Source organism: Paenarthrobacter sp. PPS72 (assembly GCF_048537125.1).
Taxonomy (GTDB): Bacteria; Actinomycetota; Actinomycetes; order Actinomycetales; family Micrococcaceae; genus Arthrobacter; species Arthrobacter nitroguajacolicus_E.
This window is the reverse complement of the sequence record NZ_JBLYIE010000021.1, coordinates 98067-121633: the sequence shown is the minus strand read 5'-3', so window position 1 is coordinate 121633 and position 23567 is coordinate 98067. Positions and strand designations below refer to the sequence as shown.

General features: G+C 63.7%; 17 protein-coding genes. 5 read left to right on the top strand and 12 right to left on the bottom strand.

What is annotated here, in order from left to right; all coding sequences use genetic code 11:
- Window positions 1-92: 92 nt before the first annotated feature.
- From ACLRGI_RS10785 to ACLRGI_RS10775, 3 genes are read right to left on the bottom strand one after another with little or no spacing between them, the layout of a single operon-like run.
- Window positions 93-1655, bottom strand: a complete 1563-nt coding sequence (locus ACLRGI_RS10785) for an FAD-dependent oxidoreductase (RefSeq protein ID WP_419201652.1) — start codon at window positions 1653-1655, stop codon at window positions 93-95.
- On the bottom strand, window positions 1652-3868 hold the full coding sequence (locus ACLRGI_RS10780) for a molybdopterin oxidoreductase family protein (RefSeq protein WP_419201651.1): 2217 nt from the start codon (window positions 3866-3868) through the stop codon (window positions 1652-1654). Before ACLRGI_RS10780 ends, ACLRGI_RS10785 begins: the two co-directional genes overlap by 4 nt.
- Window positions 3869-5281, bottom strand: coding sequence for an MFS transporter (locus ACLRGI_RS10775; RefSeq protein WP_419201650.1), 1413 nt, complete (start codon window positions 5279-5281; stop codon window positions 3869-3871). It abuts the gene before it with no gap.
- A gap of 293 nt (window positions 5282-5574) precedes the next feature.
- Here ACLRGI_RS10775 and ACLRGI_RS10770 point away from each other — a divergent pair, with 293 nt between their 5' ends.
- Window positions 5575-6984 (top strand): MFS transporter, encoded by a 1410-nt coding sequence (locus ACLRGI_RS10770; RefSeq protein WP_419201649.1) that lies wholly within the window; start codon window positions 5575-5577, stop codon window positions 6982-6984.
- 72 nt (window positions 6985-7056) lie between these two features.
- Here ACLRGI_RS10770 and ACLRGI_RS10765 read toward each other — a convergent pair whose 3' ends face one another.
- The 9 genes from ACLRGI_RS10765 to ACLRGI_RS10725 all read right to left on the bottom strand — a co-directional run bounded on the left by ACLRGI_RS10765 (window position 7057) and on the right by ACLRGI_RS10725 (window position 19590).
- The gene (locus ACLRGI_RS10765; protein ID WP_419201648.1) at window positions 7057-8928 is read right to left on the bottom strand and encodes an acetyl/propionyl/methylcrotonyl-CoA carboxylase subunit alpha; all 1872 of its coding nucleotides are present in this window, start codon (window positions 8926-8928) and stop codon (window positions 7057-7059) included.
- A 60-nt stretch (window positions 8929-8988) separates the two neighbouring features.
- The gene (locus ACLRGI_RS10760) at window positions 8989-9681 is read right to left on the bottom strand and encodes a Maf family protein (protein WP_419201647.1); all 693 of its coding nucleotides are present in this window, start codon (window positions 9679-9681) and stop codon (window positions 8989-8991) included.
- Between the two features lie 120 nt (window positions 9682-9801).
- The gene (locus ACLRGI_RS10755) at window positions 9802-12321 is read right to left on the bottom strand and encodes an MMPL family transporter (RefSeq protein ID WP_419201646.1); all 2520 of its coding nucleotides are present in this window, start codon (window positions 12319-12321) and stop codon (window positions 9802-9804) included.
- Between the two features lies 1 nt (window position 12322).
- A complete protein-coding gene (locus ACLRGI_RS10750) occupies window positions 12323-13048 on the bottom strand; it encodes a TetR/AcrR family transcriptional regulator (RefSeq protein WP_419201645.1) in 726 nt (241 codons plus the stop codon).
- A gap of 133 nt (window positions 13049-13181) precedes the next feature.
- A complete protein-coding gene (locus tag ACLRGI_RS10745; RefSeq protein ID WP_419201644.1) occupies window positions 13182-13613 on the bottom strand; it encodes a YbjQ family protein in 432 nt (143 codons plus the stop codon).
- Window positions 13614-13706: 93 nt separating this feature from the next.
- Window positions 13707-15140, bottom strand: coding sequence for a dicarboxylate/amino acid:cation symporter (locus ACLRGI_RS10740; protein WP_419201643.1), 1434 nt, complete (start codon window positions 15138-15140; stop codon window positions 13707-13709).
- An 875-nt stretch (window positions 15141-16015) separates the two neighbouring features.
- Window positions 16016-17698: a DUF885 domain-containing protein gene (locus ACLRGI_RS10735; RefSeq protein ID WP_419201642.1), complete on the bottom strand. Its 1683-nt coding sequence runs from the start codon at window positions 17696-17698 to the stop codon at window positions 16016-16018.
- A gap of 66 nt (window positions 17699-17764) precedes the next feature.
- The gene (locus ACLRGI_RS10730) at window positions 17765-18010 is read right to left on the bottom strand and encodes an acyl-CoA carboxylase epsilon subunit (RefSeq protein WP_419201641.1); all 246 of its coding nucleotides are present in this window, start codon (window positions 18008-18010) and stop codon (window positions 17765-17767) included.
- Window positions 18007-19590, bottom strand: a complete 1584-nt coding sequence (locus ACLRGI_RS10725; RefSeq protein ID WP_419201640.1) for an acyl-CoA carboxylase subunit beta — start codon at window positions 19588-19590, stop codon at window positions 18007-18009. Before ACLRGI_RS10725 ends, ACLRGI_RS10730 begins: the two co-directional genes overlap by 4 nt.
- A gap of 217 nt (window positions 19591-19807) precedes the next feature.
- On the opposite strand from ACLRGI_RS10725, the gene ACLRGI_RS10720 reads away from it, so the two are divergent.
- The 4 genes from ACLRGI_RS10720 to ACLRGI_RS10705 all read left to right on the top strand — a co-directional run bounded on the left by ACLRGI_RS10720 (window position 19808) and on the right by ACLRGI_RS10705 (window position 23461).
- Window positions 19808-20698 carry an SDR family oxidoreductase gene (locus ACLRGI_RS10720; protein WP_419201639.1) on the top strand — a complete coding sequence of 297 codons (891 nt, stop codon included), beginning with the start codon at window positions 19808-19810 and terminating at the stop codon, window positions 20696-20698.
- Window positions 20699-20765: 67 nt separating this feature from the next.
- Complete coding sequence (locus tag ACLRGI_RS10715) at window positions 20766-21707, top strand: biotin--[acetyl-CoA-carboxylase] ligase (RefSeq protein WP_419201638.1); 942 nt, start codon at window positions 20766-20768, stop codon at window positions 21705-21707.
- Window positions 21700-22293, top strand: a complete 594-nt coding sequence (locus tag ACLRGI_RS10710; protein ID WP_419201637.1) for a PH domain-containing protein — start codon at window positions 21700-21702, stop codon at window positions 22291-22293. Before ACLRGI_RS10715 ends, ACLRGI_RS10710 begins: the two co-directional genes overlap by 8 nt.
- Complete coding sequence (locus ACLRGI_RS10705; protein WP_419201636.1) at window positions 22283-23461, top strand: adenylate/guanylate cyclase domain-containing protein; 1179 nt, start codon at window positions 22283-22285, stop codon at window positions 23459-23461. The genes ACLRGI_RS10710 and ACLRGI_RS10705 overlap by 11 nt, the downstream gene beginning before the upstream one ends.
- Window positions 23462-23567 lie beyond the last annotated feature (106 nt).

The following is a 23567-nucleotide window of genomic DNA, read 5'->3' as shown; positions in this document are numbered from 1 at the left end:
CTCCACGCCCGTTTCGACGGCCGGCTGCCCGTTAGATGATTCCTACCGTCTAATACGCAGCAAGCCATCGAGACGGGCGTTTCTGCTAGGCGTCAGGCGGCTGCGGCTTGGAAGTGTTTTTCGATGATCCCCTTGATGTCCTCGTGGCATCCTCCGCAGCCTGTGCCGGCGCGGGTGGCCTTGGAGACCTCTCCCACGGTGCTGCAGCCCTCCAGCACGGACTCCGAAATGCTGGCCGCACTCACCCCGGCGCACCGGCACACTGTCCGCTGGGGGTCATTGCTGGTGGCGCCGGCATCGAACTGGTCAGGTCCGTCCAAACGGAGCAGCAGGGACCGGTCCGCGGGCAGCTCCGATGAGCGCTCGAAGAGCACCACCAGCTCCGCAGCGGTCCGGGGCATGCCCACAGCCACCAAGCCTTCCAGCACTCCGCCGCGGGTAGTCATCTTGACGTAGCGGCCGTGTTCGGGGTCGGCCCACTGGGAAATCTGCCGGCGGGGTCGCCCGGACGCTGCTCCGGCTTCCAGCAACTCATCATCCCAAGGATCGGCTTGGTTGTCGCCTGCCACGGCAAGGTTAATGCCGCGTGCTTTGAGGACCACCACCCCGGGCTTCTCGGTGGGGAGTGCTTCCAAGGCATCCGCGGCGTCCTGGCCATCCCGGGCCAGCACCACGAGGTACTCTGCCAACCACTCAGCCTGGCGCCAGCCCGGACCCACCAGGCCTGTGGGGCCAACGGCAGTCCTGCAATCAACACACCCAGCATCCGGGCAGCGCACTTCAGCGCAGTCGCCGATCGCGAACATATGGGGCTCGTGATAGGTCCGAAGATGGTGATCCACCAGGATCCCTGCGCCGGTGGGAAGTCCACAGCCTTCCGCCAATTCGGTTCGCGGGCGGACACCACAGGACAACACCAGCAGATCGCCGCCGATCGCTGAGCCGTCGTCCAGCATCAGCGCAGAGAAGCTGCCGTCAGGGCCGGCCGTTTCAATGCCGGTGGAGCGGGCGTTGCCAGCCATCCTGACACCGCTGGCACGCAAGCTGTTGGTAAGGACGGAGCCACTACCGCGGTCAATGCTGCGGCCCAGGGGAAACGGTCCGTTGTGAACCACTGTTGTCCGGGCGCCTTCTTCCGAGGCCGCCAGGGCCGTTTCCAGGCCCAGCACGCCACCACCCAGGACCACCACGCGCTTTCCACCGGCAACGGCCCCGCGAAGTACCGCAGCATCCTTCAGATCACGCAAGGCAGTAACTCCGGCCGGAAGCACAGGTCGGGCGGGATCGGGGTTGAGGCCGGTGAGGTTCGGAATCACGGGACGGGATCCGGTGGCAAATACCAGCCGGTCATAGTGCTCGGTGCTGCCGTCGGAGAGAACAATGTTCTGGCGTGCACGGTCGATCCTTTTGACCTCGACGCCCAACCGGACTTCCGCGCCGTCGGCTTCCAGCTCGGACGCATCAGCCATGGCCAATGCCTCGGCCGTGGTGCGGCCCACGCCCAGCTCCGCAACCATGACGCGGTTGTAGGCGGCTTCGGCCTCCTGGCCCACAACAAGTAACTGTACGAGCCCGGAACGGACGGCAGGGAGCAGCTCGTCCACGAGCCGCGCAGCTACAGGCCCGAATCCAACAACAACAATGCGCTCACTCATGAGGCCTCCTTGACGTGCACCGGCAAACCGGCCATGGCGGGACTACTTGTGGGGAGGGCAGGTGAAGTGGCCGCTGCCTTCCGTACCCACACCCGGCTGGTCTTGAACTCCGGCATGCCGGAAATGGGATCTGTGGCCGCCTCCGTGAGGCGGTTGGCGTTTTCCTGGCCGGGGAAGTGGAACGGCAGGAAGACAGTGTCCGGGCGAACCGTGGTGCTGAGCTCGGCACGGCAGAGCACTTCACCGCGCTCGTTCGTGACAGTGGCGTAGTCGCCGTCGGCAATGCCGCGCGAAGCCGCAGTTCCCGGGTGAATGAGGAGCCGGGCTTGGGGCTGCGATGCCAGGAGTTCGCTCACCCGGCGGGTCTGGGCGCCGGACTGGTAGTGCTCCAGAAGCCTGCCCGTTGCCAGTGCCAGCGAATCGTCCGCGAACGAACGAACAGCCCGCTTGGATGGGGTCACCGGAACCATGACGGCCCGGCCATCAGCAAGGGCGAAGCCGTCGGTGAAAAGGCGCGGCGTCCCTGTGCTGCCCACGGGGTAGGGCCAGTACGCAGCCTCGCCCCGGTCCAGCATGGCGTAATCGATGCCCGAGTAGTCGGCCAGGCCGCCGGCGGATGCCAAACGGAGCTCTTCGAAAACGGTCTCAGGATCGTCGCTGAACGTTGAAGGTGCTTCAAGCAGTTCTGCCAACCGGGCCATGAGCCACAGCTCGCTGCGGACACCCGGGGGAGGAGTCAGTGCCCGGCGGCGCCGGATCACACGGCCCTCCAGATTGGTGAGCGTGCCTTCTTCCTCGGCCCACTGCGTCACGGGCAACACCAGATCGGCTTCGGCAGCCGTCTCTGACATGAAGAAGTCGCACACCACCAGGAAGTCCAGGCTGCGGAGCCCTTGGATCACGGCGTTCGTGTCGGGCGCCGACACCGCCACATTGGCGCCGTGCACGAAAAGGCACCGGACGCCGTCGGGCTTTCCCAGTGACTTGAGGAGTTCGACGGCGGGGAGGCCGGGTCCGGGGATCAGCGATTCGTCGATGCCCCACACCTTGGCGACGTGTGTGCGGGCGGCGGGGTCGGTGATTTTGCGGTAGCCGGGGAGCTGGTCGGCCTTTTGCCCGTGTTCGCGGCCGCCTTGGCCATTGCCCTGGCCCGTGAGGGTGCCGTAGCCGCTGCGGGCGGAGCCGGGCAGGCCCAGGAGGAGGCTGAGGTTGATCGCAGCGGTGGCGGTGTCCGTGCCGTCCACATGTTGTTCCACTCCGCGGCCACTGAGGATGTAGCTGCCGCCGTCGCGGGCTCCCTGCGCCAGCCGGCGGGCTGTGTCCCGGATGAGGTTGGCCGGCACACCCGTGATGGTCTGGACCCGTTCGGGCCAGAACGAGGACAGGCTGCGCACCACCGCCGCGTAACCGCTGGTGTTCGCCGCGATGTACTCAGCATCGGCCAGTCCTTCGTGGACCACCACATGGCTGATGCCCAAGAGAAGAGCCAAATCGGTACCGGGCGTCGGCTGCAAGTGGAGGCCACCGCCGTCGGACGTGAAGGCAGCAGTAGCCGAACGGCGGGGATCCACCACGATCAGTCCGCCGGCGTCGCGCGCGCCCTGCAGGTGCTGGACGAAGGGCGGCATGGTCTCGGCAACGTTGGAACCGAGCATGAGGATGACCGATGCGGTGTCGAGGTCGGCGACGGGAAAGGGCAGGCCCCGGTCCACACCGAAAGCGCGGTTGCCGGCGGCCGCGGCCGAGGACATGCAGAACCGGCCGTTGTAGTCGATGCGGGACGTGCGCAGTGCCAGGCGAGCGAACTTGCCCAGCATGTAGGCCTTCTCATTGGTGAGGCCACCACCGCCGAAAACTCCGACGGCGTCATTTCCGTACTGCTGTTGGGTGTCCTTGACGGCTGCAGTGATGAGCATGAGTGCCTGATCCCAGGAGATCGGCTGGTGCACGCCGTCGGACCCTTTGAGCATGGGTTCAGTGACCCGGCCGTTGTGATGCAACAACGACGCCGATGTCCAGCCTTTCCGGCACAGCCCGCCCCGGTTGGTGGGGAAGTCGCGCCCTGATACTTCCAAGGGCACCTCGGGCTTGGCCGGTTCTGCGGTGGGCGCGGGCGCTGCCGCTGTCCCCGCGACTGAGGGGCCAGCCGGGGTCAGCGTCATGGCGCACTGGAGCGCGCAGTAGGGGCAGTGGGTATCGGCGCCGTTGGGCATCTAGATGTGTCCGATCGTGTTGCGCTTCCGGGCGGGGCGGATGTAGCAGACCCAGCAGACAGCGAGCATGAGGACGTAGGCTCCAACGAATCCGTAGAACGCCGGGGTGTAGGAACCGCTGGCCGAGTTCGAAGCGTTCAGAACCTGCGGGATCACGAAGCCGCCGTAGGCACCGATCGCGGAGATCAGGCCCAGCGAGGAAGAAGCGAGCCGGGCAGTGGTGGCGCTCGGGGCCCCTGAACGGGCGGCCCGGCTGGACGTTGCGAAGATGACCGGAATCATGCGGTACGTAGCACCGTTGCCGAATCCGCTGGCCAGGAAGAGCAGCAGGAACAAGGTGAGGAAGAGCCAGAAGTTCTTCAGCGGCAGCGTCCAGATCATGGTCAGGGTGATGATGGCCATGGAGGCGAACGAGGCGATGGTCATGCGGGCGCCACCCATGCGGTCGGCCATGCGTCCGCCGTAGGGGCGGGCCAGGGAACCGACCAGCGGTCCGAGGAAGGCCAGTGAGAGTGCCACCGCGCCGACGTGGATGGAGGAGAAGTCCGGGAAGTAGTCCTTGATCAGCTTGGGGAAGACGCCTGCGAAGCCGATGAACGAGCCGAAGGTACCGATGTACAGGAACGCCATGATCCACAGGTGCGGTTCCTTGAGGGCAGCCAGCGAGCCCGCTACATCACCCTTGGCGCTGGTGAGGTTGTTCATGTACTTGTAGGCGCCAAAGGCGGCGATGATGATGAAGGGAATCCAGATGATGCCTGCCATGGGCAGGTTGACGGTTCCGGCGGCCAGCAGGGTGATGGCGATCGGGACAACAAGCTGCGCGACGGCGGCACCCAGGTTCCCGCCGGCAGCGTTCAGGCCCAGCGCCCAGCCCTTTTCGCGGGCGGGGTAGAAGAAGGTGATGTTGGCCATCGAGCTGGCGAAGTTGCCGCCACCGAAGCCGGCGAGGGCAGCCATGAGGAGCATGATGCCGAACGGTGTTTCCGGGTTGGAAACACAGATGGCAAGGCCCGTGGTGGGGATCAGCAGGAGAAGTGCTGAGACGATGGTCCAGTTCCGGCCACCGAACTTGGGAACCATGAAGGTGTAGGGGATGCGGAGCGTGGCGCCTACGAGGCTGGGGATGGAGATGAGCCAGAAGATCTGGTTGGTATCGAATCGGAAGCCGGCTGCGGGGAGCTGGACCACCACGATGGACCACAGTTGCCAGACGACGAATCCGAGGAATTCGGCAAAGATCGACCAGTAGAGATTGCGCTTGGCGATGGACCGGCCTTCGGCTTCCCACTGGCCCTTGTCCTCGGCATCCCAGTTGGCAATCCAGCGGCCGGGGCGGTGTTCAAGGGCGGGGGCGGCGGTGGCAGTGGACTGGACGGGGGCCAGTTCATCTGCGGAGCGATCAACAGTCACGGAGTGCCTCCTTGGTGGGGGACGTTGTTCTTCCAAGGTAGGTTTCGCGCATTTCATGGACGGGCGCCGTTTGTAAACGGCCTGTGACATTTCCCTATCGGCGGGGTCACCGGCGCGTGAGGCGATGGTGAGGTAATGTGGCGCGGACCACAAGGTGAGATTTTCCTGCCTGTCCGGATGGTGGACTTAGTTGTCCAGTCAATGGACGGCGGGAACTATTATTGAACTCTCGAATAATCCTTCGCCGGGAGGCTCCTGGGCCTTCGGCCGGCGTGAAAGAAAGCTGCAAACACATGTCTTCCACCGCACCATCCAAGGAAGGCGAGTCCACTACGCCAGTGAACTCGCGGGGCAAGGTGATCTTCGCGAGCCTGATCGGCACGACGATCGAGTTCTACGACTTCTACGCCTATGCCACCGCGTCGGTACTCGTCTTCCCGAAGCTCTTCTTCCCGGACGCCACTGACATCAATGCCCTGCTCAGCGCGTTTGCCATCTTCGGCGTCGCCTTCTTCGCACGTCCTATCGGCGCTGTGGTCTTCGGTCACTTTGGTGACAAGTTCGGCCGCAAGGGCACTCTGGTCGCATCGCTGCTGACCATGGGTATCGCAACCTTCCTCATCGGACTCCTGCCCACGGCCTCCATGGCCGGATGGGCCATCCTGGCCCCGATCATGTTGGTCATCCTGCGCTTCTTCCAAGGCCTGGCCCTGGGTGGAGAGTGGTCCGGCGCGGCGTTGCTCGCCACGGAGAACGCACCCGAAGGCAAACGTGCCATCTACGGAACGTTCCCTCAGTTGGGTGCGCCCATCGGCTTCATCATCGCCAACGTCATCTTCATCTGGATGAACGTTTCCCTGAGCGCCGAAGAATTCCTCGCTTGGGGCTGGAGGGTTCCGTTCCTCCTCAGCGCGGTCCTGGTCATCGTGGGCCTCTACGTTCGCCTGAAGCTGGTGGAGAGCGCGTCCTTCACCAAGGTGATCCAGCAGGAAAAGGTGCAAAAGGTGCCCCTCGCGGCCACCCTCAAGAGCCACTGGCGCCCCGTGGTGGCCGGTACCTTCATCATGTTTGCCACGTACGTGCTCTTCTACATCATGACCACGTTCACGCTGTCCTACGGCACCAAGCCCACGCTGGCCGGCGCCCAGGCGGCAGCGGAGAAGGCCGGTAAACCAATGACCGCGGAGCAGGTAGCGGCGTTCGTTCCCGGTCTGGGAATCACCCGGTCCGACTTCCTCTGGATGTTGATCATCGGCGTCGTCTTCTTCGGTATCTTCACCGTGGTTTCGGGACCGCTGGCCGAGAAGTGGGGCCGACGCAAGTTCCTGCTGGGCGTCACCGCCGGCATCTTCGTCTTTGGTGCGCTCTGGTTCACCATGTTCGGCCCCGGCCAGGCAGCGGCCATGGTTGGCCTCATTGTGGGCTTCACCCTCATGGGCCTGACCTTCGGACCCATGGCGGCCATCCTTCCGGAGCTGTTCCCGGCCAACGTCCGCTACACGGGTTCAGCTGTGGCGTACAACCTGTCCTCCATGATTGGAGCCGCTCCGGCGTCGTTCGTGGCCATTGCCCTCTGGTCTGCAGCCAACGGCAGCACCTGGCTGGTGGGCGCCTATATGGCAGCCGCCGCGGTGGTCACCTTCGTGGCCCTCTGGCTGACGCGGGAAACGAAAGACACTGACTACGAGAACAACGTGGCCTAACCAGCCCAACAATGACGTCGGCCCCGCACCGTTTGGTGCGGGGCCGACGTCGTGTTCGGGGTAATTCGCCTTTTAGTCCTCGATGGTGGCAATGACCGCGCCTGCGGCGACGGTCTCGCCAGCGGTGGCAGCCAGGCCCCGGACCGTGCCTGCCTTGTGGGCCGTCAGCGGCTGCTCCATCTTCATGGCTTCGAGAACCACGATCAGGTCACCCTCAGCTACAACGTCCCCTTCAGAAGCTGCCACTTTGACGATGGTGCCCTGCATGGGGGACGTCAACGCATCGCCACCCGCAGCTGCAGCCGTGGCACCAGCTGAGCGGGAGCGCTTCTTGGACTTGCCGGACTTGGTGCCGGAACCGCCGGAAACCGCGGCGATGCTGCCGCCCAGTCCGGACGGCAGCACGACCTCAAGCCGCTTGCCGCCAACCTCGACGACGACGCGTTGGCGTTCACCGGCGTCGGGCGCCTCAGCGCCGGCAACGTTGGCGGACCATGCCGGGATGCTGTTGACGAACTCGGTCTCGATCCAGCGGGTGTGGACCTTGAACGGGCCTTCGGCCGGGGCAAATGCGGGATCGGTGACCACTGCGAGGTCGAAGGGGATGACCGTGGGGATACCCTCAACCACCATCTCCTCCAAAGCGCGGCGGGAACGCTGGAGGGCTTGCTCGCGGGTGGCGCCGGTGATGATCAGCTTGGAGAGCATGGAGTCGAAGTTGCCGCTGATGACGTCGCCCTGCTCAATGCCGGAATCGATCCTGACGCCGGGGCCGGTCGGATTCTTCAGGGTGGTGATGGTGCCGGGAGCGGGCATGAAGTTGCGGCCCGGGTCCTCGCCGGTGATGCGGAACTCGAACGAGTGGCCGCGGACTTCGGGGTCTTCGTAGCCGAGGGCTTCGCCGCGCGCAATGCGGAACTGCTCGCGGACGAGGTCGATGCCCGTGACTTCTTCGGAGACGCAGTGCTCTACCTGGAGGCGGGTGTTGACCTCCAGGAAGGAAATAGTGCCGTCCTGGCCCACCAGGAATTCGCAGGTGCCGGCGCCAAGGTAGTTGGCTTCCTTGAGGATGGCCTTGGATGATTCGTAGAGGCGCTTGTTCTGCTCTTCGCTGAGGTACGGAGCCGGGGCTTCTTCCACGAGCTTCTGGTTGCGGCGCTGCAGTGAGCAATCGCGGGTGGAGACCACCACCACGTTGCCGTAGGCGTCGGCCAGGCACTGGGTTTCGACGTGGCGGGGAGCGTCGAGGAAGCGTTCGATGAAGCACTCGCCGCGACCGAAAGCTGCGACCGCTTCGCGGACTGCCGATTCGTACAGCTCCGGAATCTCGTCCATGGTGCGGGCAACCTTGATGCCGCGTCCGCCACCACCGAAAGCTGCCTTGATGGCAATGGGAAGGCCGAATTCCTCGGCGAACTTCAGGATTTCGTCGGCAGATTCCACTGGGTCAGCCGTGCCGGGGACCAGGGGTGCGCCCACCTTTTCAGCGATGTGGCGGGCTTGCACCTTGTCGCCCAAAGCGGAGATCGCTTCGGGGGAGGGGCCGATCCAGGTAATGCCGGCGTCAATGACCTTGGCTGCGAACTCGGCGTTTTCGGCCAGGAAGCCGTAGCCGGGGTGGATGCCATCGGCGCCTGCCTGTTTGGCGACGTCGATGATCTTGTCCATCACCAGGTACGACTCGGCGGCGGTGTTGCCACCCAAAGCGTAGGCTTCATCGGCGAGGCGGACATGGAGGGCGTCACGGTCGGGATCGGCGTAGACGGCTACGGAGGCGATGCCTTCGTCCCGGGCGGCTCGGATGATGCGGACCGCGATTTCGCCGCGGTTGGCAATCAAGACCTTGGTGAGAGGGCTGGAAATGGGCTGCGCCGGGTTAGCTGACAAGTTGTTGACTCCTTCTGTCCTTGAGGAGCCTAGCGCGATTGTGAGGGTTCCGCCCATATTGATGGGGGATTCCGTGTGTGAGGCGATGTTCCTTTGTAGGGTTGCTACAAAGCGCTTCTACTGGTTATTCGAGTCCCAGAGGTCCGTGATGCCCATGTTCGCATGGACCAGCAGGTCCCGGAGGGTAGAGATGGAAAGCCCGACGACGGCGTGCGGGTCGCCGTCGACCTTCCGGATGAAGGCCCCACCCAAGCCGTCGATGGTGAAGGAGCCGGCGCAGTGGAGGGGTTCACCGGTGGCGATGTAGGCGTCGATGTCGCCCGTGGTCATTTCTGCGAAGTGGACTTCGGCACTTGAAACAGCACCCACTGTGGCCCCTGTGCCTTCGGGTGCCTCTGCCTCTGTATCCTCTGTTTCTGTACCCTCTGCCTCGTCGTCCAGGTCAGCGGCGGTGTCCCGGCAGTCAACCAGCCAGTGGCCGGTGTGGAGCACTCCCTGCGAGCCGCTCATCCGCAGCATCCGTTCCCGGGCGACCTCCGCAGTGTAAGGCTTGCCGTGGGACTCGCCGTCGAACTCGAAGACCGAATCGCAGCCGATGACCAAGGCGCCCTCAGCCTCGGGGAGGGAGGCGACAGCCTCGGCCTTCGCGCGGGCCAGCAACAGGGCAGTGTCGTGGGCGTCGGTCACACCGTACTTGGCCTGGACCGCATCCTCATCAACGTCCGAGACCAGGACCTCATGCCGGATCCCGGCTTCGGTAAGCAGCTTGGTGCGGGCGGGGGACTGGGAGGCAAGGATCAATCGGGTCACGGTTCCCAGCCTAATACCAACCGTCTCTCACATCCCGCGTGCTTAAACCGAACGCTCGCTCACTTGCTTCAAGCAAGTGAGCGAGCGTCCGGTGAACATTGGCTGTTATGTGAGAGAGCGCTAGTGGACCAGTTCCCCGGCCTTTTGGCGATCACTGCGTTCCAGCTTCGCGCCTTCAACATCCACATCCGGCAGGACCCGTTCCAGCCACTTGGGCAGCCACCACGCCTTCTCGCCAAGGAGATACATGACGGCGGGAACAATGGTCATGCGGACCACGAACGCATCAATCAGCACGCCGAACGCCATCGCGAAGCCGAGGGGCCGGACCATGGTGAGGTGGCTGAAGATGAAGCCGGAGAACACGCTGACCATAATGATGGCGGCCGCGGTGACCACGGCGGCGGCATGGCTGAATCCGGAACGGACTGCGTGCTTGGCGGATTCACCGTGCATGTAGGATTCCCGCATGCCGGAAGTGATGAACACCTGGTAGTCCATGGCAAGTCCGAACAGCACGCCAATCAGGATGATGGGCAGGAAGCTCAGGACAGCGCCCGGGTTGGCGACGTCGAAGATCCCGCCAAGCCAGCCCCACTGATACACGGCAACCACGGCACCAAAGGCTGCGGCGAGCGAGAGCAGGAATCCGCCGGTAGCCAGCAGCGGAACCACGATTGAACGGAATACCAGGAGCAACAGGAGCAGAGAAAGCCCGACGACGATCGCCAAGTACGGCGGCAAGGCAGCCCCGAGCTTGTTCGAGACGTCAATGTTGCCCGCGGTTTGCCCGGTCAAGCCGATGGTTACGTTCAGGTCGTCGTGAATTGCTGAGCCCTTGGCGCGAAGATCGGACACCACCTGCACGGTACCGGCGCTGGCCGGACCTTCCTTCGGAATGACCTGGAAGACGGTGGTACGGCGGTCTTCGCTCAGAGCAATGGGCACGGCTGCGACGACATTCTCGACGCTGCGAAGCTGGTCCGCCACGTCAAACTGCTTATTCTTGGCGTCGTTCTCGCTGAGGCCTTCGGGGAATTCGCCGACCACGATGATCGGTCCCGTCACGCCTTCGCCGAAGCTGCTGCGGGTGAGGTCGTACGCCTTGAAGGCCTGCGAATCGACGGGCTCGGAGCCGCCGTCGGGAAGTGCCAACCGCAGTTGTGAAGCCGGCAGTGCCAAAGCGCCCAACAACACGACGCTGGCCACCAGGGCAACCCACGGGCGACGCGTGACCATACCGCCCCAGCCCCCGCTGCTGCGTTTCTCCTCACGTTCACGGTCGGCAGCTTCGTGGCCCGGCTCGGCGTTGTGCTTCGCGGCCTTGGCCCAAGCGCGCTTGGAGATGAGTCGGCGGCCGATCAGCGCCAGTACGGCGGGCGTCAGGGTCAAAGCCACGACGACGGCGACACCAACTGTCGCTGCGGCAGCAACACCCATGACGGCAAGGAAGGGCAGTCCGGGAACCACCAACGCTGCGAGGGCGATGATGACGGTGAGGCCTGCGAACAACACTGCGTTACCGGATGTGCCGGTGGCCAGTGCTGCGGATTCTTCCCCGTCCATGCCCGCCAGAAGCTGCGTGCGGTGGCGGTTGACGATGAACAGGGAGTAGTCGATGCCAACCGCAAGGCCGAGCATCAGCGCAAGCATGGGGGAGATGGAGCTCATATCGATCACGCTGGTGAGCGCGAATGTTCCTCCTACACCCACAGCCACGCCGATCAGCGCCATCACCAAGGGCAGCCCGGCCGCGATGAGAGTGCCGAGCATGAGAATCAGGACGAGGGCAGCCACCGCGACACCCACGATCTCGGCAATCCCGAAGATCTCCGAGACGTCCTCGGTGATTTCCTTGCTGGCGTAAGCAGTGACCCCGGCGGAGGAGACTCCGTGGACGATTTCCTGGACTTCCTCGCGGACGGCAGGGTCAACTGCGTTAATGGAGGTCTTGAACTGGACCTGGGCTACTGCGGCTTTGTTGTCGCTGGAAACAAAGCGGAGGCCTTCAGATGCATCGAGCTGTCGCTTGCCAAGAGCCAGCGCGGTGGCGCCGTCGGCAGCTTCCTTGGCTCCGGCGTCGAGCTTTTCCTTATTGGCAGCAAGTTCTGCGCGCTGCGGCCCCAACTGGGCTTCAATCTGGGCGGGTGTGAGGCCGGAGGCGACTAGTTGCTGTTCAGCCCCGGCGAGTTGGGCCTCGCCAGCCTCCAGCTGCGCACGGGACGCATCAAGCTGGGCCTGGCCCTCGGCGGCCTTCGTCTCGCCGGCAGCGATCTCAGCCGCGGAATTATCCAACTGCTCCTGCGTGGTGAACGGGTTCACCGTCCCTTGCACGTCAGGCATGGCATCAAGCTTCGTCAGGGCCGCGGCCACTGCGTCCTTCTTGGCTTGGTCGAAACCGGTATCCCCGGCGTCGAACACCACGCTGGCGGAGCCGCCCGAAGAATCCGGCAGGGCTTCCTTAAGCTTGTCCGCCATCTGCTGGGTTTCAGTCCCCGGGATGGTGAAGTTGTTGGACATGGTGCCGTGGAACGCAGCGGCCGAGCCGCCCACTGCCACCATGACGGCCAGCCAGATGGAGATGACCAGCCAGCGGCGCCGATACGAGAATTTGCCGAGACGGTAGAGGAACGAGGCCATGTCAGAACCGATCTGTGGTGGTTGGAACGGAGGGGGTGTCTGTTGCCGCTTGCGGGGACGCGTCCGACGGCGGCGCGAAGCCGGCGCCGAGAAGGCCCATCGCGTCGATGAGGTGCTGGCGAAGGACTGCAAGGGACTTGGGGGAGAGATCCGGCCCGTGTTCTGCGAACCAGACCGTCATCGCCGCTTTGCCGCAGGAGATGACCGAACCGGCGAGGGCGTGGAGGTAGAGCTCGCTGATTCCAGGGCCGAGCCTTCCTCGGGCCGCGTCAATGATCTGCTCGGTGCAGTGCTCCCAGGCTTCGAGTTCGGAGCGGGCCAGCTGGCGGTTGTCCTGGGTCAGGCTGAACAGTTCGGCCATGGGTGCCACGGACATGGGATCAGCCAGCGCCATGAGGGCAGCTTGGGCTGATTCGAGGATTGACTCGTCCGCCGGGCGCAACCGGAACTGCTCCAACGCGTGGTCCATGAAGCCATCCGCCACGGAGGCCAGGGCGGCTTCGAGGCTGGGGAAGTAGTTAAAGAAGGTTCGTCGTGAGACACCTGCGCCGGCTGCAATGTCCTCCACGGTGAAATTGCCGGACCCGTTGCTGCGCAAAAGGTCCAGGGCTGCGGAGGCGATGGAGCTGCGGGTAGCCGCCTTGTTGAGTTCGCGCCTGGAGGGCGCAGCAGGCTCAGCACTGGGGGACGACTCCGCAGCGGTTTCGTGGTTGCTGGTTTGGGTCACATACTTACACTAGGTGCAAGTTTGCACTCTGCGCAATTTGATAGGTTTCTGATGCTAAAAGTCCCGCCCTGGTTCGTCACGCCAACCCTTGAACGGGGCGAGGAACGAACCAGGACGGGACTCGAGCGTATGGCTAGAACTGGGTCGGGGGCGCCGGGGGAGCGGGCGGGTTCGGCTGGCTCTGCTGCTGTGCGGCCGTCTTGGTGAGGTATATCGACTGGCCTGTGGCCCCGGGTTCTCCTTCACCCAGGGGGAGGACATAGACCGCAGTGCCGTAAGCACACACTTCGGTCCAGTTGGTGCCCATTTCCGAGGTATCGAAGCGCATGGCCACAATAGCGTTGGCACCACGCTGCTGAGCCTCGTTGACCATGCGTGCCATGACTTCCTGGCGGCTTTCGTAGAGGGCCTTGGTCATTTCAGGCAGCTCGCCGCCGCCAAGGGAGCGGAAGCCGGCGAGCATCTGGGACCCGATATCGCGTGAACGGACAGTGAGGCCCATGACTTCGCCGAAGACGGCGTCGATCCGGTGGCCCGGGATTTCATTGGAAGTGACGATCAACATGGTCCGAGCCTATCCAGAGCGGACCCCTTAAACCGGGAAATCCCCCGGGGAGAACTCCTCGGGGGATTTGCGCCGTTGCAGTGAGCCTGAACCTTAGGCCTTTGAGTCGGCCAGTTCGCGCTCGTTGCTTTCGGCTGCTGCTTTGTCGGCGGCGAATTCATCCGCGAATGCTGCACCGTTCCGCGGTGCGTTGTACAGCGACTCGTCCAGGATGCCTTGGCGCTTTGCCACAATGGTCGGAACCAGGGCCTGTCCTGCGACGTTGACGGCGGTGCGGCCCATGTCCAGGATCGGGTCGATCGCCAGCAGGAGGCCGACGCCGGCAAGGGGCAGTCCCAGCGTGGAGAGGGTCAGCGTGAGCATGACGACAGCGCCGGTGGTACCAGCTGTCGCGGCGGAACCCAGGACGGAGACCAGCACGATCAGCAGGTATTGGCTGAAGTCCAGATTGATGCCGAAGAACTGTGCCACGAAGATTGCTGAGATGGCCGGGTAGATCGCTGCGCAGCCGTCCATTTTAGTGGTGGCACCCAGCGGCACGGCGAAGGAAGCGTAGCCGGTTGGGACGCCCAGGTTCCTCTCGGTGACACGCTGCGTGAGCGGCAGCGTGCCGATCGAGGAACGCGAGACGAACGCCAGCTGCACGGCTGGCCAAACACCGGAGAAGTACTGCTTGACGGACAGGCCGTTGACGCGGGCCAGAATGGGGTAGAGGACGAAGAGCACCAGTGCAAGGCCGATGTAGATGGCGGCGGTGAACTTGCCCAGCGAGCCTACGGTGTCCCAGCCGTAGATGGCCACAGCGTTGCCGATCAGGCCGATGGTACCCAGCGGGGCGATGCGGATAATCCACCACAGGACCTTCTGGATGACAGCAAGTGCCGAGGCATTGAATGTCAGGAATACCTCGGCCTGCTTGCCCACCTTGAGCGCAGCAATGCCGACGGCGATGGCTACAACGAGGATCTGGAGCACGTTAAAGCTGACGGCAGTGCTAACAGTGGTGGCAGCATTGGCACTCTCGGTGACGGTGGAGCTTGCGCCCAGTCCCAGGAAGTTCTTGGGGAACAGGCCGATCAGGAAGGCCCACCAGTCACCGGTCTTACCGGCGTACTTCGCTTCCTCGGTGATGCCGGTGGCTGTGCCGGGCTGCAGCAGCACGCCCAGGCCGATACCGATAAGCACCGACACCAGCGACGTGATGGCGAACCAGAGCAGCGTGTTCCACGCCAGGCGTGCGGCGTTGGAAACCTGGCGCAGGTTGGCAATGGAGCTCACCACGGCGGTGAAAATCAAAGGAACGACGGCGGTCTGCAGCAAAGAGACGTAGCTCGATCCGATCGTTTGGAGAGTAGCCCCCAAGCCGTTGGGAGCGGTCTTGGTGCTGCCCGTGTACTTGGCGATAAGACCGAGGATAAGGCCGACGATGAGGGCTGCGATGATCTGGACGCCGAAGGATCCGGCCCACTTGGGGAGCCGGAAGCCGGTGTTGCCAGCTGCTGGGGAGGTGTTGGTTGAGGTGCTCACCGGAACACGTTAGGTGCATCTCAAATAACATAGCGAACGGACGTTGAGAAATGTTACGCGGGCTCCCGATCCGCTTCTGCCGAGTGACCCCGGATTAGTGGCAAGATGTGGGGTTTTGTGAAGTTATTCCCGGATTTCTTGTGGCAATGGTCATGAGGAAGTGTGCATTTTGAAGGGCCGTCGCACCACGTGCCGCCGATCGCACCCGTAACCTCTGGTGCGTACGGCGGGTACGGGTGCGAGCTCCGCGCTGGACGGGTGCGAGGGTGCGGGCGGTATCGAGTGTCCTGAGCTGGACCCGGGGAACGCCGAGTGGGACACCCTGGGCGGCTCCGTCGTAGCCGTCGCACCACGTGCCGCCGATCGCACCCGTAACCTCTGGTGCGTACGGCGGGTACGGGTGCGAGCCCTGCGCCAAAGTGGTGCCTACGGCGGGAGGGGGTGCGATGCGGGTAGGGGGCTAGACGGGGTGCAGGGAGTGCGCTGAGTGTTTCTTCGGGCCCAGCCTATGAGCGGCTCAGTCGTAGCCGTCGCACCACGTGCCGCCGATCGCACCCGTAACCTCTGGTGCGTACGGCGGGTACGGGTGCGAGCTCCGCGCTGGATGGGTGCGTACGGCGGGTACGGGTGCGGGCGGTATCGAGTGTCCTGAGCTGGACCCGGGGAACGCCGAGTGGGACACCCTTGGCGGCTCCGTCGTAGCCGTCGCACCACGTGCCGCCGATCGCACCCGTAACCTCTGGTGCGTACGGCGGGTACGGGTGCGAGCCCTGCGCCAAAGTGGTGCGTGCGGCGGGTACGGGTGCGCAAAGGGTAGGGGCTGGACGGGGTGCAGGGAGCGGGCTTAGCGTATCTCCCGGCCCAGCCCGGGCGGATCAGCCCAGCAACGCCCGGCGCAACACGTCCAAGCCCACTGAGCCGATGTTCAACGCTTTGCTGTGGAAGGACTTGAGGTCAAAGCCTTCGCGGAATTCCAGCTCACTCCGGATCTGCTCCCACAAACGCTGCCCCACTTTGTAGGACGGCGCTTGTCCCGGCCAGCCCAGGTAGCGGGTGAACTCGAACTGGAGCTGGCCTTCGCTGATGTCGAGGTTGGCTTTGAGGAAGTCGAAGCCCTTCTCCGGTGTCCAGGTGCCGGTGCCCCAGCGTTCGGGGACGGGCAGTTCCAGGTGCACGCCGATATCGAACACCACACGGGCTGCCCGCATGCGTTGTCCGTCCAGCATGCCCATGTGGTCGCCCGGGTCCTTGAGGTAGCCCAGTTCCAGCATGAGTTGCTCGGCGTAGAGCGCCCAACCTTCGCCGTGTCCGGACACCCAGCAGACATTGCGGCGCCAGTTGTTCAGGAGTTCACGCCGGTAGGTTGCCGTGGCCACTTGGAGGTGGTGGCCGGGGACGCCTTCATGGAAAACTGTGGTGGTTTCGGACCAGGTGGTGAAGGTGTCTTCGCCTGCCGGCACTGACCACCACATACGTCCGGGCCGGGAGAAGTCGTCGGAAGGGCCGGTGTAGTAGATGCCGCCATCGTCGGTAGGGGCGATCATGCATTCGAGCGTCTTCATGACATCCGGGATGTCGAAGTGGACGTCGGCGAGCTCGGAGACCGCACGGTCGGAGAGTTCCTGCATCCAGGCTTTGAGAGCGTCGGTGCCGTTGATTTGGCGGGCGGTGTCGTTGTTGAGGATGCTCTTGGCTTCTTCGATCGAGGCACCGGGTTTGATCTGGTTGGCAACCTTTTCCTGCTCGCTGATGAGCCGTTCAAGCTCCTGGACGCCCCAGGCGTAGGTCTCCTCCAAGTCGATTTCAGCACCAACAAATGAACGCGAGGCCAAGGCATAGCGTTCGCGCCCGACGGCGTCCGTTTCCGGGGCTACAGGGAGGAGCTCGTCCCGAAGGAAGTCACCCAGCGCGCTGTACGCAGAACGCGCGGCTGCAGTCCCGGCGTCGAGCTCTGACTGAACGTCCGCCGGAAGCGGCTGGCCACCGAGGGAAGCGGATGAAGCCATCTTGGCGAAGAAGCCATCCTCTGCCGCGTATCGGCCGGTTTGCTCCATGACAATCCGCACTTGCCGGGCGGCGGCTACTTTTCCGTCCGACGCCGCCGCGCGGAGCGAGGCAATGTAGCCCTCAATCGCACCGGGAACGTTGGCGGCGCGGCCCGCGATGTGTTTCCACTGTTCAACCGTGTCCGTGGGCATGAGGTCGAAAATGGCCCGGATGTCCTGGGCGGGGGAGGCGATGTTGTTGAGATCAGCCGCATCCCAGCCCGACTCGTGGATCTCCAGTTCCAGCCCGAGCCGCTCGCGCATGGCGTCGAGGGTGACAGCGTCCACATCATCGGAAGGCTCCAGGCCTGCCAAGGCATCCAAGGCCAATGTTGCGGCTTCCGCGTGCGCTTCCGCACCGGCAGGCGAGTAATCCCGATATTCCGTTTCGTGTCCGGGCAGGCCCAGCGTGGTGGCGAAGCTGGGATTGAGTTCGATCAGCTTTTCTGTGTACGCGTCAGCGACGGCATCGATGGCGGACTTCGGGCGTACGGGAGTGTTTGCAGTAGTCACCCACAGAGCCTAGCCGCGACAACGCCTACGTGAAAGGGTTGTTGAACTTTTCTACGGACGCGAAAATTAGCCCCGGCTGCGCTTCCAGGCACCCGGACCCGGGGTGGGGTCCAGGCGGAGTTGCTGGCGACGCACCCAGTGCCGGACGTTCGGCTTGGACGAGGCTGCTTCCTGAGGGCCGCCGAGTGAAACCACGACGGCGGCAAGCGCCGCGAGCTCTTCGGCAGTCGGTTCTCCCTTGACCACTGAGAACATAGGGGCGGCTGGCGCTTCGGCGGGCGCCGCCTCGGCGCGATGTTTAGGCGCGCTCACAGCGGGATGTTTCCGTGCTTCTTGGTGGGCAGGCTAGCGCGCTTGTCCCGGAGGGCGCGGAGGCCGCGGATAATCTGCAAGCGCGTGTCCGACGGCGCGATGACTGCGTCCACGTAGCCCAACTGTGCCGCCTGGTACGGATTGAGCAGTTCTTCCTCATAGCCCTGGATGATCTCGGCGCGCTTGGCCTCGACGTCGCCGCCGGCTTCGGCGACTGCAGCGAGATCGCGGCGGTACAGGATGTTCACCGCGCCTTGGGCGCCCATCACGCCGATCTGGGCGGTGGGCCAGGCGAGGTTCAGGTCAGCGCCCAACTTCTTGGAGCCCATCACGATGTAGGCGCCGCCGTAGGCCTTGCGGGTAATGACGGTGAGCTTGGGGACAGTTGCTTCAGCGTAGGCGTAGAGAAGCTTGGCGCCGCGGCGGATGATGCCCTGGAACTCCTGGTCTTTGCCGGGCAGGAAGCCTGGCACGTCAACCAGCGTAATGATGGGGATGTTGAAGGCGTCGCAGTGGCGCACGAATCGCGCGGCCTTCTCCGAGGCGGAGATGTCCAGCGTTCCGGCGAACTGCATGGGCTGGTTGGCCACGATGCCCACGGTGTGTCCCTCGACGCGGCCGTAGCCGATCATGACGTTGGGAGCGTAGAGCGACTGCATTTCCAGGAAGTGGGCATCGTCCACCATCTGCTCAATGACTTTGCGCATGTCGTAAGGCTGGTTGGCGGAATCGGGGATCAACCCGTCCAGGGCGAGGTCGTCATCGTTGAGTTCCAGTTCCTGGTCGTGCTCCACCACGGGGGCCTCGGACAGGTTGTTCGAGGGCAGGAAGTCCAGGAGTTCGCGGACAAACTCGATCGCGTCTGCTTCGTCGGATGCCAAGTAGGTGGAGGTGCCGGTGGTGGCGTTGTGCTGCCGGGCGCCGCCGAGGGTTTCCATGTCCACGTCCTCGCCTGTGACGGTCTTGATGACGTCGGGACCGGTAATGAACATGTGTGAGGTCTTATCCACCATGACCACATAATCGGTCAGGGCGGGGGAGTAGGCGGCGCCGCCGGCGCACGGGCCCATGATGAGGGAGATCTGGGGGACAACACCGGAAGCGTGGACGTTGTTGCGGAAAATGTCCGCGAACATCGCCAGCGAAGCGACGCCTTCCTGGATGCGTGCACCGCCGCCATCGTTGATGCCAACGACCGGGCAGCCGTTGCGGAGGGCGAATTCCTGGACTTTGACGATCTTTTCGCCGTTGACCTGGCTCAGGGAACCGCCATAGACGCTGAAGTCCTGACTGTAGATGGCGATGAGGCGGCCGTCCACTGTGCCGTAGCCGGAGACAACGCCGTCGCCCAGCGGCTTCTTCTTTTCCATGCCGAATGCGGTGGAGCGGTGGACTGCAAGGGCGTCGAACTCGACGAACGATCCGGGGTCAACCAGGAGGTCGATGCGTTCGCGGGCGGTGTTCTTGCCGCGCGCATGCTGCTTTTCGATTGCTTCCGGGCCGGAAGGCTGTTCTGCACGGGCCTGGCGGTCGCGGAAGTCGGCAATCTTTCCCGCTGTCGTTGTCAGATCGTGGCTCATCAAGTGTCTCCGGCTCTGTAGCTGATTTTCGTTGGCGCAGTCCCATGTGCGGACAAGTAGCTGACTTAAGTAGCTTCCGTACAAAGAACAGGCTCCGCAGGCCAGTCTAGTGACGCCTTTGCCGCGAACCGCTGTAGAAACCCTACAATTTTCCGTGTCCAAGCCAAAGCCAAAGCTATGTTACCCGTCAGTAACATAGTTGGGCTAGAGTGTCCCCATGACTTCAAGCAACGGCGCTTCCTCCGCCTCCACAGAGGGTCAAACGCAACGCACCAGCCCCTACGTGGCCACCGGTTCGCTCAAGGGCAAGACCATCCTCATGTCCGGCGGCAGCCGCGGCATCGGTCTGGCCATCGCCACCCGCGCAGCCCGCGACGGCGCCAACATTGTGCTCATGGCAAAGACCGGCGAGCCCCACCCCAAACTCGAGGGGACGGTTTTCACTGCCGCGGATCAGCTGGTCGAAGCAGGCGGACACGCCCTGCCGCTCGTCGGGGACGTTCGCAATGATGACGACGTCGCCGCAGCAGTTGCCGCCGCCGTCGAGCGTTTCGGGGGCATCGACGTCGTGGTTAACAACGCCTCGGCGATCGACCTTTCCCCCACGGATGCTGTGGACATGAAGCGCTACGACCTCATGCAGGACATCAACGTCCGCGGCACGTTCCTGCTGTCCAAGCTGGCGCTCCCCGCACTGCGGGAATCCAGCCACGGCCACATCCTCACCCTGTCCCCGCCCCTGAACCTGGACCCGAAATGGGCCGGGATGCACTTGGCCTACACCATGGCCAAGTACGGGATGAGCCTCACCACCCTGGGGCTCGCCGAGGAATTGAAGAATGATGGCGTCTCCGTCAATTCGCTCTGGCCGTGCACTTTGATCGACACGGCGGCGATCCGCAACATGCCCGGCGGGCAGCACATCGTGCAGGCGGCACGCGGCCCGGAAATCATGGCTGATGCTGCGCACGCAGTGCTGACGGGTTCGGCTTCAACCGGGAACTTCTACACGGACGAAGAGGTGCTGCGCGCTGCCGGAGTGCTGGACTTCACTCCGTACAGCCTCGGTGCGCCTGAAGACCGCCTGGTGCCGGACATCTTCCTCTAAGCGGATTCATAGCCGCTTTTCAGGGCAGCCATCATCCGGAGACGCCGCAACTGGATAGGATTCAGCTATGGAAGCCGAACAGCCAGAGAGCAGCGAACCCCAAACCCGTTCCTCGAGTGAGCAGTCCCCTTCCTCGAGTGAGCGCGGGGCGCTGGACCGTGAGGCTCTTCTCCAGCCGGACTTCCTGTCGGCAGCGGGCATCTCCCGACTGAACATTGTCGAGTCCACGGGCTCCACCAACCAGGACCTCGTACGGGCTGTGACGGTGGAGCCCAAAAAATGGGCCGACCTCTCCGTGTTGACCGCCGAGCACCAGACGGCAGCGCGAGGCCGGCTCGACCGCCACTGGGAATCACCGGAGCGCTCGGCTGTGTCCGTTTCCATGGTGTTGCGCCCCGTCACTGCTGAGGGGATGCCGGTTCCGACGCAGAGTTACTCCTGGATTTCGCTGCTCGCCGCAGTTGCCCTGCGCGAGGCCCTCCAGGAAACGGCCGGGATCACTGCGGAGATCAAGTGGCCCAATGATGTGCTGGTCAACGGTCGAAAGGTGGCAGGCATCCTGGCCCAAATGACTCCTTTGGGCGATGGCTCCGTTCCCGCGATCATTCTGGGCGTTGGCCTCAACGTGTCCTTGGCCGAGGACGAACTTCCGGTACCCACTGCCACGTCGCTCGCCCTGGAAGGGGCCACGACGACGGACCGCACCGCACTGCTGAAGAGCTATCTGTCCCGCTTCGCCAGGCTTTACCGCAGCTTCTGCAACTCCGAAGGGGACCCTGCAGCCGGTTTGGTGGGTGGCCCGTCGCTGCACAAGCGCGTTGAATCTGCCATGGTGACGTTGGGCCGCGAAGTGCGGGCACACCTGCCAGGTGATCATGAGCTCGTGGGGCATGCCTCGCGATTGGACGAGCATGGCTCGTTGCTGGTGGTGGACCATGGTGGCAGGGAACATGTTGTGACAGCCGGAGATGTGGTGCACTTACGCGCCACAGAAAGCGGTTATGCGTAAAGAGTTGCTTCCGGGGGAACAGGTCATCACCATCACGCGCCAACAGGCCCGCTCCCTCTTCTTTCCGATGCTGGCCTTCATCGCCGTTCCTGCCCTCGCCGGCTTCGCCTGTGCATGGATCGTCAGGGACAACCCGCAGCGCCTGATGCCGTTCATCACCGCGGAATGGACGCCGTGGTTGATAGGTACTGTGGTTGGGCTGGCCGCGTGGTTCCTGGCGGCCTACAGCATTAAGCGGGTGCTGCGCTGGCGTTCCGTCAAGTACATCCTGACGAGCAGGCGGGTACTTGCCAGGAACGGAATGTTCCGGCGGAATGATTGGCAGGTATCACTGATGGCCATCCGCAACGTGGGTATCCAACAGAGCATGCTCCAACGGGCATTGCACTCCGGGAATATATCCTTGGATACCGGGCACTCCGGGATAGCCGTCCTGGCCGATGTTCCCGAAGTGGGGAAGTTCCGGGGCTTCATTCTTGACGCGATGGACGAACTCCCGCAGGGTGAGGTTTTTGAGGGTGAAGTACTGAGGGATTTTGAAGAATTGCCGTGGGAGTTGAGAGAAGGTGGAAGAGATGAGCGTTGAAGATCAGGAGTCCGGCGAGGACCTGGACCAGGAGTTCGACGCCGTACCGGAACCTTCCGTGGACGAGGACACCGAGGCCGGGCCTGCTCCGGCGCCGGTGCAAACAGGTCCGCCCACTGGTGTGATGTCCGCGGAGCGCCTGGCAATCAAAGCGCTCGAGGCGAAGCTCCTCGGTGGCGAACGCAAGCTCCGGCGTCGTGAAGTTGCTGCCGGTGCGGGCGTGTCCATCCTGTCGGCACGAAAGATTTGGCGCGCACTGGGGTTCCCTAACTTTGGTGACGAGGATGTCGCGTTCACTGAACGGGACCAAGCTGCCCTGTCCAGCATCCTGGACCTGGTCCGGGCAGGCCTCCTGACAGAGGAAGCTGCCATCTCCGTCACCCGCTCCATTGGTCAAATGACGGACCGCATGGTGGTCTGGCAGATTGAAGCCTTGGTGGAGGACATGGTTTCCGAGCAGGGAATCCCGGATGCCCTGGCCCGCAAGCAACTGGTGGGACAGTTGCCGGCTCTGGTGGATTCCCTTGAGGAAATCCTGGTGTACTCCTACCGCCGCCAACTCAACGCCGGCGTCCAGCGACTTGCCGTTCGCGCGGAAGCAGGATTGCAGGCCAGCGAGGAAGGTCGCGAGGGTGACGAAGACGATTCACCGTTGCCCTTGGCCCGGGCCGTGGGATTCGCCGACCTTGTCTCCTACACCAGCCTTTCGCGCCGCATGAATGAGAAAACGCTCGCCCAGCTGGTGCAACGGTTTGAAAACAAGTGTGCCGAGATCATTTCCGTAGGTGGCGGACGACTGGTCAAGACCGTGGGCGACGAAGTCCTGTATATCGCTGAAACGCCTGCGGCCGGAGCCGAGATTTCCCTTGCCTTGGCCCAGGCGTTCACTGAGGACGAGATCCTGCCGCAGTGCCGCGTCTCCATGGTGTGGGGTCGCATTCTTTCCAGGCTCGGCGATATTTACGGGCCCACCGTTAACCTTGCCGCACGGCTGACTACGTTGGCGCAGCCGGGGACGGTGCTCGTGGACGCCATGACCGCCGCTGCCCTTGGACAGGACGACCGCTTCGTCCTGGTTCCGCAGAAGTCGGAAAACGTTCGCGGATTCGGCGAGATCCATCCCGTGATGCTCGCACGCGGACGCGGCAAAGGCTTGGTGCTGGACTAAACCCCTGAGGCGGGGACCACCCTCTGAGAACTAGGTCACTACTTAGCAAAACGATGGATTAACCCGGTAGTCTTAGCGTTGTTTGTGTCGTGGACGGCCGTGGTGT

What these genes read in the sequence shown, in the direction of transcription:
- ACLRGI_RS10755 (WP_419201646.1), bottom strand. Translation starts at nt 12,321, where the DNA reads ATGGCCTCGTTCCTCTACCGTCTCGGCAAATTCTCGTATCGGCGCCGC.
- ACLRGI_RS10765 (WP_419201648.1), bottom strand. Translation starts at nt 8,928, where the DNA reads ATGGGCGGAACCCTCACAATCGCGCTAGGCTCCTCAAGGACAGAAGGA.
- ACLRGI_RS10770 (WP_419201649.1), top strand. Translation starts at nt 5,575, where the DNA reads ATGTCTTCCACCGCACCATCCAAGGAAGGCGAGTCCACTACGCCAGTG.
- ACLRGI_RS10745 (WP_419201644.1), bottom strand. Translation starts at nt 13,613, where the DNA reads ATGTTGATCGTCACTTCCAATGAAATCCCGGGCCACCGGATCGACGCC.
- ACLRGI_RS10715 (WP_419201638.1), top strand. Translation starts at nt 20,766, where the DNA reads ATGGAAGCCGAACAGCCAGAGAGCAGCGAACCCCAAACCCGTTCCTCG.
- ACLRGI_RS10710 (WP_419201637.1), top strand. Translation starts at nt 21,700, where the DNA reads ATGCGTAAAGAGTTGCTTCCGGGGGAACAGGTCATCACCATCACGCGC.
- ACLRGI_RS10780 (WP_419201651.1), bottom strand. Translation starts at nt 3,868, where the DNA reads ATGCCCAACGGCGCCGATACCCACTGCCCCTACTGCGCGCTCCAGTGC.
- ACLRGI_RS10720 (WP_419201639.1), top strand. Translation starts at nt 19,808, where the DNA reads ATGACTTCAAGCAACGGCGCTTCCTCCGCCTCCACAGAGGGTCAAACG.
- ACLRGI_RS10725 (WP_419201640.1), bottom strand. Translation starts at nt 19,590, where the DNA reads ATGAGCCACGATCTGACAACGACAGCGGGAAAGATTGCCGACTTCCGC.
- ACLRGI_RS10785 (WP_419201652.1), bottom strand. Translation starts at nt 1,655, where the DNA reads ATGAGTGAGCGCATTGTTGTTGTTGGATTCGGGCCTGTAGCTGCGCGG.
- ACLRGI_RS10705 (WP_419201636.1), top strand. Translation starts at nt 22,283, where the DNA reads ATGAGCGTTGAAGATCAGGAGTCCGGCGAGGACCTGGACCAGGAGTTC.